Below are 11,519 nucleotides of genomic sequence, written 5' to 3'. Positions count from 1 at the left end.
CCCGAGGGGGGGGTAGGCCCGGCCGCCCGCCCCCCCCCCCGCGCGCGGCCTGGTGGCGTCGGGGGGGGTGCCCGTGGCAACCCTACCCGGGGTGCCGCCGCGGGCCCCCCACGGATTGCTGTACGGCTACTTCTACGTGCTCCGGTACTTCGAGTGGATGAGCGGCGACTTCACCGTCGTCGAGCAGCCGGCGGTCCCGATCCGGATGCTGGACCACTGGGACGAGGTGTCCGGCACGGTCCGGCGCGGGTACTCGGGTGGATCGATCTTCTTCCGCGACGGTCAGGCGGTGGAGGACCTGACGAGGGTCCGGTCGTACGCGCGGCTGCTGGCGTCGATCGGGATCAACGCGGTCGCACTCGCCACCGCCGAACTGCCCGACGTGGCCCGGTTGGCCGGAGTTTTCCGGGAGTACGGGATCGCGGTCAGTCTGGCGATCGAGTTCACCGACGACCCGCGCGACGAACGCGTCGCCCGCTGGTGGGCCGCGACGATCGCCCGGGTGTACGAGGTCGTCCCCGATCTCGGTGGACTCGTGGTGCGGGCGGGCGCGGACGCCGAGGGAGCGAACCTGCTCGGGCGCGCGGTGGCGCCGTACGGCGGAACGGTTTTCTGGCGAGTTTCCGGCGCGGAGTCGCCGCTGGACTGGCGGGACCGCCGGGCGGATCGCGCGCGGGCGGCGTACGACCAGTTCATCCCGCTGGACGGACGGTTCGAGGAAAACGTCGTACTGCAGGTTCCGCACGGGCCGTCGGAGTTCCAGGTCCGGGAGCCGGTCGCGCCGCTGCTCGGGGAACTGCAGGAAACCGTTTTCGGGCTGGAGTTGCAGGTCACGCAGGAATATTCCGGACAGCAACGGGACCTGTGCTACCTCGGGCCGTGGTGGCGGGAGATCCTGCAGTTCGACACCACCGGCGGCGCGGGGGCGACGGTTGCCGACCGCATCGGTGCGGTCGTTGCCGTGTCCAACGTCGGCGACGACCCGAACTGGACCGGCCACAAGCTTGCGCAGAGCAACCTCTACGCGGTCGGCCGGCTGGCCTGGGACCCGGCCGCGGACCCGGTCAGCCTGCTGCACGAATGGGCCGCGGCGACGTTCGCGATGGACGATCGGACGCGGAGCGAGCTGGTGACGATCATGTCCGGTTCGTGGCGGACGTACGAGCAGTACACCGCGCCGCTCGGCGTCGGGTTCATGGTGACGCCGGAGACGCACTACGGGCCGAGCGTCAACGGGTACGAGTACTCGGCCTTGGGCACGCACCACTTCGCGGACCGGGACGGTGTCGGCGTGGACCGGACGGTGAAGACCGGATCGGGATTCACCGGGCAGTACCCGGAACCGCTCGCCAGTCTGTACGAGGACGTCCACAGCTGCCCGGACGAGTTGCTGCTGTTCTTCCACCACGTGCCCTACGACCATCGGCTGCAGAGCGGGACGACGGTCCTGCAACACATCTACGACACGCACTTCCAGGGGTACGCCGAGGTCGAGGCGATGGCCGCGCGGTGGCGCGTGATCGCCGAGCGTTTCGTGCCGGTGGTCCGCGACAACATCACGGACCGGTTCGAGACGCAGCTCGCGAACGCCCGGGAGTGGCGCGACCAGGTGAACACGTTCTTCTTCCGACTCAGCGGCGTACCGGACAACCAGGGCCGCACGATCCACCGGTAACCTGGTTCGAAAGTTTCGAGACGGGAGGCGTCGTGGGCGAGCGGCCGACCATTGCGAAAATTGCGGAGCAGGCCGGGGTGTCGGTGCCGACCGTGTCCAAGGTGCTGAACGGGCGCGCGGACGTGGCCGAGGCGACCCGGGCGCGGATCGAGGGCCTGATCCAGGAGCACGGGTACCGGCGGCGCAGCGCGGGGACGACGGCCAGCCCGATGATCGACCTGGTGTTCAACCAGCTCGGCGGCGAGTGGGCGATGGAGCTGATCCGCGGCGTCGAGGAGGTCGTCCGCGCGGCGGGCGTCGAACTGGTGCTGTCCGAGTGCGGCGGCGCGTTGCGGCCGCGGCAGGAGTGGATCGAGTCGGTGCTGAACCGGCGGCCGCTCGGCGTGATCATGGTGTTCTCCGACCTGGATACCGAGCAGCGGGCGCAGCTGGAGGCGCGGCGGATCCCGTTCGTGGTCGTCGATCCGGTCGGCGACGTTGGCGACGACGTACCGTCGATCGGCTCGGCGAACTGGAACGGCGGGCGGATGGCGACCACCCATTTGCGGAACCTCGGCCATCAGCGGATCGGGATGATCGGCGGGCCGATGGACACGTTGTGCTCGCGGCAGCGCGTCGATGGGTACTCCGACGCGCTGCGCTCGACCGGGGCCGAGGCCGACCCGGCGCTGATCCGCTGGGGCGACTTCTCGGTCGGCGGCGGGTACCGCGAGGCACTCGTGCTGCTCCGCCAACCCAGCCCGCCGACCGCGATCTTCGCGGGCAGCGACATGCAGGCGCTGGGCGTCTACCAGGCCGCCCGCGAACTGGGCCTCGACGTACCTCGCGATCTCTCCGTGGTCGGGTACGACGATCTGCCCGTCGCGCAGTGGGTCACGCCGGCGCTGACGACCGTCCACCAACCGCTGCACCAGATGGCCGAGCTCGCGGCCCGCGTCGTACTCGATCTCTCCCGTGGCGAGACACCGACCGCGCTCCGGCTGGACCTGGCCGTCGACATGAGGGTTCGCCGGTCCACCGGGCCGGCCTAGGACCGCGAGACGGGATCGGGCTCGGCGATCGCGGTCTCACGGGCGTGGTCGACATCGCCGTGGGTCGCGGTCAGGTAGGCGACGAGGACGGCGAACAGCAGGAGTCCGACCAGCGTGACCGGGCCGATGCCCCAGCCGACGCCGCCGTCGTGGGTGCCCTTGCCGAGCCAGTCGGCGATCGACGCGCCGAGCGGCCGGGTCAGCACGTACGACGACCAGAAGGCCACCGTGACGTTGAGGCCGAGCCGCCACAGGCCGAGCGGCACCACGATCAGGACGGCGAAGAGCACGATCGACCAGGTGAAGCCGAGGCCGAAGTCGATCGCGGTGGCGTCGCCGACGGCGGTACCGAGGCCGAAGGTCAGCAGCACGACACCCCAGTAGAACCGTTCGCGCCGGGCCGTGGTGATCGAGTGCACCGAGATGGTGCCTTCGCTGCGCCGCCACCAGGTCAGGAGGCCGCACAGCAGGACGAGATAGACGATGGAGTCGAACCAGTACGGCGTACCGAGGGCGACGTGCGGTCCGTCGGCGATCATCGTGCCGAAGAGCGCGACGCCGAGCACGGTGATCCAGTAGCGCACCGGGTGGTAGGTGGTGGCCTTCAGCTGCTGGTAGAGGGCGGTGAAGAACGTGCCGATCCCGACGACAGCGGCCAGTGGGATGCTGAGGCTGCCGAGGTAGTCCGACGCGGTCTCGCCGATGCCGGTCGTCAGCAGCTTGACGACCCAGAACATGACGAAGACCGCGGGGACCTTCGGGGCCGGGAACACTCGTGTATGCATGGTGCGCGAGGGTAGAGAGCCGAAGCTGAGAGGGACCTGATCGGCGTGCGGTGCTCCGGCGGCGGCTAGGGTGAGGGACATGATCGTCGGCGTGGGTATCGATGTGGTCGACGTGGATCGGTTCATGCGGACGCTGGAGCGGACGCCCGGACTGCGGGACCGGGTGTTCACCGCGGTGGAGGCGGTCAAACCGCCGGCCTCGCTGGCGGCGCGGTTCGCGGCCAAGGAAGCGTTGGCGAAGGCGCTCGGGGCGCCGGCCGGCATGCACTGGCACGACGCCGAGGTGCAGACCGACGAGACCGGTCGGCCGTGGCTCGAGATCACCGGGACGGTCGCGACCCAGGCGGCGAAGCTCGGCGTACAGAGCCTGCATCTGTCGCTGAGTCACGACGCCGGTATCGCATCCGCAGTGGTCGTCCTGGAGGGCTGAACATGCGCAGCGCGCACACCGTCGAGCAGGTCCGGGCCGCCGAGGCCGAACTGATGGCGAAGCTCCCGGACGGCACGCTGATGCAACGCGCCGCGACCGGCCTTGCGGTTGCCATCAGCAACTTCCTGGGCCGCGCGTACGGGGCCCGCGTGGTGCTCCTGATCGGCTCCGGCGACAACGGCGGTGACGCCCTGTACGCCGGCGCGAACCTGGCCCGCCGCGGCGCGCAAGTCACCGCGGTGCTCCTCTCGACCAAGGTGCACGAGGCAGGGCTCGAGGCGCTCGTCGCGGCAGGTGGCCGGGTCGGCTCTCCGGACGAGATCCGCACCGCCGACGTGGTCGTCGACGGGATCGTCGGGATCGGCGGTCGCCCAGGTCTCCGGCCGGACGCGCTCGCCGCGGTGCAGGTCGCCGAGCAGTACGGCGTACCGATTGTGGCTGTGGACACGCCGTCTGGGGTCGACGTAGACACCGGCGAGACGCCCGAGCCGCACGTCCGCGCCGCGTTCACCGTCACGTTCGGCACCCACAAGATCTGCCACTTCATCGACCCCGCCGCGAGCGCGTGTGGGCCGGTGCACCTCGTCGACATCGGCCTCGACCTGCCGCCGGCGCCGGTGCAGGCGCTGCAGGCCCGCGACGTGCGGGCGCTCTACCCGGTGCCGCACGCCGACTCCGACAAGTACTCGCGCGGGGTTCTCGGGCTGATGGTCGGCTCCACGCAGTACCCGGGTGCGGCCGTCATCGCCACCGCCGGCGCGCTGGCCGGACCGGTCGGGATGGTGCGGTACGTCGGTCCGGATGCGGTCGCGAACGCGGTACGGGAAGCCCACCCGGAGATCGTCGGCGCCGGCCGGGTGCAGGCGTGGACGATCGGCTCCGGGCTCGGCGATGAGCTCGACGTACCGCGGATCCGCGAACTGCTGGACGCCGAAGAGCCGGTCGTACTGGACGCCGACGGCCTGAAGGCACTCGACGAATCCGGCGACCATGTCAACGTTCTGGCCACGCCGCACGCGGGTGAACTCAGCCGCTTGCTCGGGGTTGACCGCGCGACCGTCGAGGCCGACCGGCTGAAGCACGCGCGCCTCGCGGCCGAGCGTTTCGACGTCACGGTCTTGCTCAAGGGGTCGACGACTGTTGTTGCCGCTCCCGACGGCGAGGTCCGGGTGAACACGAACGCTACGCCGTGGTTGGCGACGGCGGGGTCCGGAGACGTTCTTGCGGGCCTGTGCGGTTCGCTGCTGGCCGGCGGCCTGTCGCCGCTGGACGCGGCCGCCGTCGGTGCTTACTTACACGCCGCCGCAGCCAACCTCGCGGCTGATGGTGCGCCAGTAACCTCCATGAATGTCGCCCACGCTCTGCCAAGGGCGACCCGCTCGATCTTGAGCTGACGCTGTTGGGGACAACGGCGAGGAGATCGCCTGCGACCTCGAAGGTGCGCCGGCTCCCCGAGATCCCCGCGCCGCGTGGCACGAGCCGCTCGACAAGCACCAGTCGCCGGCACCACGAGTCATGCGAGACCCCGCGTCGCCACGAGTCGGCGTCGCCACGAGCTCGCTTGATAGTCATGTGCCCGCGTAACCGCCGGTCGGTCGAGGAGCGCGGTAGCGCGCAAGGTCCGGCGCTAGCCGGGTGGGATGCACCGGCGCTAGCCGGGGGGGGTGCGCGTGGTGGTGCGTTGAGGAGCGGAGCGACGAAGTAGCGCCGCGGAGCACGCGGGGGCGACCGCAGTACCTGAGGCGCGCGGTACGTGTTGCGGGGTGGAGCGTGCGGACGTAGGACTGGAGAGTTGCTGGTGCCTCCACCGCCTTTGGAGTGTGCACGTGAAGCGATTCGTGGGGTTCGTGGTGCTTGTCCTGCTCGCGGTGCTGCCGGTTCCGGCGGTCGCGAGGACGACGTCGTACGTGGCTGATCGGCAGACGAAGATCGACGTGATGGGGGAGTGGGCGCATCCCGATGACGACACGAGCTTCATCGGGCCGTGTGGTGTCTGGCATCAGCTGTACGGCGTGAAGTGCGGCGTGATCATGGTGACCCGGGGGGAGGGCGGCGGCAACGCGGCCGGTACCGAGCTCGGCCCTGATCTCGGGCTCCGAAGGGAGAACGAGGACCGCGTCGCGCACTACCGCTCGGGCACGGTCGACATCTTCAACCTCGACCGCGTGGACTTCTTCTACAACCAGAGCGCGCCGCTGACGCAGTACTTCTGGGATGAACAGGAGACGCTGCGCCGGGTGACGCGGGTGATCCGCGAGACGCAGCCGGAGGTCTACATCGGCTTCACCCCGACGCTCGCCGCCGGCCACGGTAACCACCAGCAGGCCGGCCGGCTGATCTGGGAAGGCGTCATCGCCGCCGCCGACCCCACGATGTTCCCGGAGCAGCTGAAGGGCCCGCACGCGCTCAGCACCTGGCAGGTCAAGAAGGTCTTCTCCGGCGGCGCCACTGCAGGAACCGGTGGTACGACGACCGCCGCGAACTGCACCACCGGCTTCTCCCCGACGGGTCTCGACACTGTCGCGGGCGTGTGGACCGGCTACAACTCGCCGTACAGCTGGCCGGCCGGCAACTCGCAGGGGCAGACCGCCGGTACGCCGAAGATCTGGCAGCAGGTCTCGGACGAGGGCCGCGCGGCGTACCCGACGCAGAGCCGCGTGATGTACAAGGGCACGTCCGCCCCGGCCTGCCCACGCTTCGGTATGACGGAATCGTTCGTACCGTTCCAGCCGAACAACAACGCATTGGCGGGCCGTGACAACGCGATCCTGTTCGGCGCGACCAGACCGGATCCGGGCGGGCTGCCGCTCGGCACGCTCGAATACCTGACGTTCTCCCGCTTCTACAACGTCGCAGGCGAACCCTTCCAAGCAACCTTGCACCTCCGCGGGAAACTTGCCAAAGGCAACGTAGCGCTGACCGTCCCGCCCGGTTGGACGACCGATGGCCCGAAGCCGGTCCGCGCCGGTTCCGCCGCCGACGTCACCTTCACCGTCACCCCGGCCGCCAACGCCCCGGTCGACCAGAACGCGAAGGTCTCCGCGCTCTACACCACCGACCACGCCTCGGGGTACACCGACAACGTCGTCCGCATCGTCGCCGCCGCCGAGGGACGCTTCCAGCGGTGGGGCAACTGGCACGAGTACGACGAGTGGCTGCAGAACACCGCACCGCAGGCCAACCGCCTCGGCCGCTCACAAGCGATCCAGTCCATGGGCATCGGCCAGAGCATCGACGTACCCGTGGTGGTTCACAACTGGTCGGCGAAGCAGCAGACCGGCGCGGTGTCGCTGGACGTGCCCGCCAACTTCACGGTCGACGCGGCGAGCAAGCCGTACGTGCTGCAGCCCGGCGCGGACGCCACCGTCACGTTCAAGCTGACCAACACCGACACGACATTGCCGGCCCAGCAGAACGTCTCGATCCCGATCCGCACCGCGACCGGCAGCGAGACTCTCACCCTCACGCTTGTCCCGACCACCGTCATCCCGCAGGCCACGCCGGTCGTCGACGGCAAGGCCGAACCCGGTGAGTACCCGGGCGCCACGCTCGACCTCGGCCGGATCTGGCAGGGCGCGAGCACCTGCACAGGCGTCGACGACTGCGGCGTTTCGTCAACGGGAGAAGGCAGTACGGCGAAGGTCAGCTGGTCCGACGACGCGCTCTACTTCTTCATCCACGTCCGCGACGACTACCAGTCGTACGCCGTGACGCCGGCTGAATGTGTCGGTCACTGGCAGGCCGACTCGGTCGAGATCCTGCTCGACCCGCGCGGCACCGCGTCGCAGGACCTCAAGGACACCGCGAACACGTTCAAGCTCGGGATCTTCCCGTTCTCCCAGAGCGGAGGACCGTGCTGGGAACGCGACGCGGACAACCACCAGGGCTACTCGAGCGGCGCCCTCGACACCGGCAACGCGTCGGGCGTCCAGGTCGCGTCGACCGCGCAGTGGGTCGGCAGCAACTCGACGACGGTCCCGCACGCGTACGCCGGTGGCGGGTACGACCTCGAGGTGAAGATCCCGCTCGCCGACCTGCCGTCCGCCGTCGACCCGTCGCGGCTCGGCCTGAACATCACGCCGTACGACAACGACGACACGTCGGCCGCCGGTACGACGACGTTGCGGCATATCGACATGAGTACTCGGCTCGGGTGGTCGGCGCTCGGGTCCGTGCAGTCCGACCCGTACCGCTGGGGGCTCGCCACGCTCCCCGGATACACCCCGCCGGCGGACCGTCCGACTACCCCGGCACCGCCCGACGTGTCGAACCCGAACCTGAACGGCGCGCTGTCTCCGCAGACGATTGCACAGTCTGCGCGGAACGGCGTACCGATCTCGGGCCGGGTGCCGAGTGACGACCTGAAGATCCTGTCGTCGGCGCTGCGCGGAAACGCAGTACAGCTGGTCACGTCGTCGAAGGGATCCGGTACGGCGCGGGCGTTCCTGACCAGTGGTGAGCTCGGCGCGATCCCGGTGTGGACGACGTCGTGTACGTCCGATCCGGCGCCGGACTACGGCTTCACGCCGTGCGCCGTCACCGATGGCGCGACGCCACCGTGGTCACCGGACATGAGCGGTCATCTGGTGAAGCAGGCCACGCAACAGGTCACGCGCGGCGTGCAGAACTGGACGATCCCGTTGACCGCGGCGCAGCGCCAACAGCTCCGGGACCGCGGGCACCTGTTGGTGTCCTACGAGACCACGGAGAACGAGGTCCAGGCCTTCGACATCCGGATCGCGTAGTCGGCCGCCTCCCGGACCTGCTCGCTCGGGTGCTCCAGCGCTCGCTGCAGCAGGTCCGTGGTGGCGGCCTGCGGCACGGCGCCACCTGTTGCCATCAGCAACGGAACCAGCAGGTACGGATCCGCCTCGAGCCCGTGCTGCACCTGGTTGGCCAGCATCGTCTCGGTCCAGGTCAGGGTGTGCCGGTTGACGGCCTCGGTGATCAACGCGGCCCGGTCCGGGGACCGAGTGCGGAGGAAGAGCGCCTTCGCGCGCACGTCGGCGCACTCCACCTCGATGATCTGCTCGGTGCCGGCCGCGAAGACGATGCCGAGGTCGCCGGTGCCGACGCGTTCGAAGCTGGTGCCGGTCGCCAGGGCGATCGCGGCCAGTAAGTCGTTGTCCAACCAGTCGTCCGGGCGGATGACCAGACCTGTCCAGTGCTGCCCGCTAGCGGGCTGCTCGCTCACTTGCCTCAGCGTATCGCGGTGAAGTCCAAGCCGCCGCCCGTGGAACGAAGCTTCAGTGTCGAGCCGTCGACCTGATAGCTCACCTGGCCATGCAATCCCTTCAGCAGCGTGGATTCCAGCTTCGCGGCGTCGCCGGCGCAGGCCCGGCGGGTGGTGGCGAGTTCGCCGAAAGTGAGCTTGCCGGTGGACCGCGCGACCACGCCCTGGAACTCGTTGCAGCCGGTGGACCCGGTGACGCGCTCGCCGTTCAGCGTCAGCCAGGCCTTCTCGGAGTCGGCCTGGTGCGACGCGACCTCGCCGGTGATGACCGTGGACAGCGCCCACTTGGTGCCATCGAGGGCAACATCGGGTACGGCGGTCTGCTGGTCGGTGAGCGCGATCGTCGTACTACCCGCAGTGAGGGCGAGTTTGTCGCCGGTGAGCTGCCACGTCGGCGTTGCCTGGATGATTTTGGCCAGCCAGGAGTCCTGACCTTGCTGCGGACCGGGGCAGCCCATCGCGGTGCTGGCGAGCTCGCCGTCGAGGGTGAGCTTGCCGCCGGCTGTCGAGACCTTCGACTGCATCGAGTTGCAGCCGACGTCCGCGACCAGGCGGCCGTCCGCGGTGAACTGCAGCCGGACCCGGGTCTTCGGCGCCAGCGGTCGCGGTTTCCCGTCCTCGGTGACCGCGGTCGAGAGGTACGTCCGCCCGGCCAGGGACGGCTCGCTGCCGGTGTCCTGTCCGGCGCTGTCCTTTCCAGCGCTCTGGCCGCACGCGGTCAGCGTCAACTGGGCCAGCAACAGGCCGGCCGCGGCGCGGGCGATCATCCGTTTGTTCACACTCTCAGGACGCCGCGGAGAGCGCTCGCGTTGCAGGTGCACGGACAGTTAAATTGGGACCCGGGGTTGGCAGCGCTGATCACGGTTCGATAACGTCACCGCCGTACGCGAGAGCGAACAGCACGACAAGGCCACTGACCTGGCCCCTCTGGGGATCCAATCGAACAGTTGAGGGCCGCACGCGAGTTCTGGGGCAGCAGTGCGGCCCGTCGAGCAAACTAAGGAACTCTCCGCATGCCCCCCACCCGAACTGCCCGGAGTCGCGTGATCCTCCCAGCGGCCCTCCTCGCGGTCGCCGGACTGGTCGCGGTTCCGATCGCCGTGCACGCGTCCAAGGACTCGTCCTTGGCGACCGCGAATGCCGCGGACAGCACGACGACTGCCCTCCCGAGCGTCGGACGCGTGGAATCCTGCGTCCTGGATTCGTCCTCCAGCTGTACGGTCCAGCACGGCTTCGGCCAGAAGCCGACCGCGATCACCGCGACCGCGGCCGGTCCCGCGATCCTGTCCATCGACCCGAGCCGCACCACCGACCAGAGCTACCGGTTGCGCGCCCTGCGGTACGACGGCCTGAAGTACGCCGCCGGCACGAAGCTGACCTACACCGTCCACTACGACTTCGCCGCCGCCCCGGGACAGCCGACGACCTCCCCGTCCGGTACGCCGACGACGTCGACCCCGACCAAGCCGCCGACGTCCGCCCCGACCTCGACGCCGACGCAGACCACCACGACCACCAAGCCCCCGACCACGGCCCCGACTTCTGCCCCGACGTCGGCGCCGACCTCCGCACCGACGTCGACCACCACGTCGCCGACCTCGACGACGAGCCCGAGCAAGACCTGCACGAACCCGTCGTTCACCACCACATCGACGAACAACTCCGGTGACGGCCGGACCTTCGGTGCGTACTACGTCCACAACAACATGTGGAACAACAGCAACGGCACCTACAGCCTGAGCGCCTGCAACTACGACAACTGGTTCCTCGACGTCACCCAGCCCCTGCCGGGTGACCGTGGTGTCCAGGCGTACCCGAACGTCCACAAGGACTACAACAACGTGCCGCTGTCGAAGGTCCAGTCGGCGAAGTTCGCGGCGACGACGCCCGCGAACTGCTCCGCGTGCATCTACAACGTGGCGTTCGACATCTGGATCGGTGACGGTCTGAACAACGAGCTGATGATCTGGACCGACAACAAGAACCAGACCCCGGCCGGCAACAAGGTCGGCACCGTCACCTTCGGTGGCTTCACCTACGACGTCTGGCACGAGAACGGCTACACGGCCTACGTGTCCCAGAAGACGCAGAAGTCCGGCACGATGCCGCTGGCGAGCTTCTTCAACGACATGTCGACCCGGGGCTGGGCCCCGAAGGCCACCACCTGGCAGGTCGACTACGGCGTCGAGGTCGTCTCCACCGGCAACACCAAGCAGCGCTTCGACTTCACCGACTTCTCCATCCAGGAGAACTGAGGCGCCGCACGCTCTCGCGACACCGGCGGGGGGCCCGCGGGCGCCGCGGGGGGGCCGCGGCGCGGGCGTGGTGTGTGTAGACGCCGAGCTGGGTAGAGAAAAAACAGAGA

Annotated in this window: 9 protein-coding genes; 6 read left to right on the top strand and 3 right to left on the bottom strand. The window is 69.3% G+C overall.

Annotated features, from left to right (window positions below):
- Positions 1 to 91: 91 nt before the first annotated feature.
- Positions 92 to 1,675: an alpha-glucuronidase gene (locus tag ACWGID_RS32295; protein WP_452203052.1), complete on the top strand. Its 1,584-nt coding sequence runs from the start codon at positions 92 to 94 to the stop codon at positions 1,673 to 1,675.
- A 32-nt stretch (positions 1,676 to 1,707) separates the two neighbouring features.
- Positions 1,708 to 2,706: a LacI family DNA-binding transcriptional regulator gene (locus ACWGID_RS32290; protein WP_452203050.1), complete on the top strand. Its 999-nt coding sequence runs from the start codon at positions 1,708 to 1,710 to the stop codon at positions 2,704 to 2,706.
- Here the strand turns inward: ACWGID_RS32290 and ACWGID_RS32285 are convergent.
- Positions 2,703 to 3,491, bottom strand: a complete 789-nt coding sequence (locus tag ACWGID_RS32285) for a COG4705 family protein (protein WP_452203048.1) — start codon at positions 3,489 to 3,491, stop codon at positions 2,703 to 2,705. The two genes, ACWGID_RS32290 and ACWGID_RS32285, sit on opposite strands and share 4 nt — an antisense overlap.
- A gap of 79 nt (positions 3,492 to 3,570) precedes the next feature.
- Here ACWGID_RS32285 and ACWGID_RS32280 point away from each other — a divergent pair, with 79 nt between their 5' ends.
- The 3 genes from ACWGID_RS32280 to ACWGID_RS32270 all read left to right on the top strand — a co-directional run bounded on the left by ACWGID_RS32280 (position 3,571) and on the right by ACWGID_RS32270 (position 8,666).
- Positions 3,571 to 3,921: a holo-ACP synthase gene (locus ACWGID_RS32280; RefSeq protein WP_452203046.1), complete on the top strand. Its 351-nt coding sequence runs from the start codon at positions 3,571 to 3,573 to the stop codon at positions 3,919 to 3,921.
- Between the two features lie 2 nt (positions 3,922 to 3,923).
- Positions 3,924 to 5,315: an NAD(P)H-hydrate dehydratase gene (locus ACWGID_RS32275; RefSeq protein ID WP_452203044.1), complete on the top strand. Its 1,392-nt coding sequence runs from the start codon at positions 3,924 to 3,926 to the stop codon at positions 5,313 to 5,315.
- A 432-nt stretch (positions 5,316 to 5,747) separates the two neighbouring features.
- Positions 5,748 to 8,666, top strand: coding sequence for a PIG-L family deacetylase (locus ACWGID_RS32270; protein WP_452203042.1), 2,919 nt, complete (start codon positions 5,748 to 5,750; stop codon positions 8,664 to 8,666).
- Here ACWGID_RS32270 and ACWGID_RS32265 read toward each other — a convergent pair.
- The gene (locus tag ACWGID_RS32265; protein ID WP_452203041.1) at positions 8,615 to 9,115 is read right to left on the bottom strand and encodes a hypothetical protein; all 501 of its coding nucleotides are present in this window, start codon (positions 9,113 to 9,115) and stop codon (positions 8,615 to 8,617) included. The two genes, ACWGID_RS32270 and ACWGID_RS32265, sit on opposite strands and share 52 nt — an antisense overlap.
- Positions 9,116 to 9,120: 5 nt before the next feature.
- On the bottom strand, positions 9,121 to 9,933 hold the full coding sequence (locus tag ACWGID_RS32260; protein ID WP_452203039.1) for an META domain-containing protein: 813 nt from the start codon (positions 9,931 to 9,933) through the stop codon (positions 9,121 to 9,123).
- Positions 9,934 to 10,197: 264 nt separating this feature from the next.
- On the opposite strand from ACWGID_RS32260, the gene ACWGID_RS32255 reads away from it, so the two are divergent.
- Positions 10,198 to 11,409: a GH12 family glycosyl hydrolase domain-containing protein gene (locus ACWGID_RS32255; RefSeq protein WP_452203037.1), complete on the top strand. Its 1,212-nt coding sequence runs from the start codon at positions 10,198 to 10,200 to the stop codon at positions 11,407 to 11,409.
- The last annotated feature ends 110 nt before the right edge of the window (positions 11,410 to 11,519 follow it).

This window comes from Kribbella sp. NPDC054772, from assembly GCF_053611945.1.
The sequence above is the reverse complement of the archived record's forward strand: the minus strand, read 5'-3'. Positions and strand labels throughout refer to the sequence as shown.

Excerpts from the sequence above, each read along its gene's own strand:
- ACWGID_RS32280 (WP_452203046.1), top strand. The coding sequence starts at position 3,571 with ATGATCGTCGGCGTGGGTATCGATGTGGTCGACGTGGATCGGTTCATG.
- ACWGID_RS32285 (WP_452203048.1), bottom strand. The coding sequence starts at position 3,491 with ATGCATACACGAGTGTTCCCGGCCCCGAAGGTCCCCGCGGTCTTCGTC.
- ACWGID_RS32275 (WP_452203044.1), top strand. The coding sequence starts at position 3,924 with ATGCGCAGCGCGCACACCGTCGAGCAGGTCCGGGCCGCCGAGGCCGAA.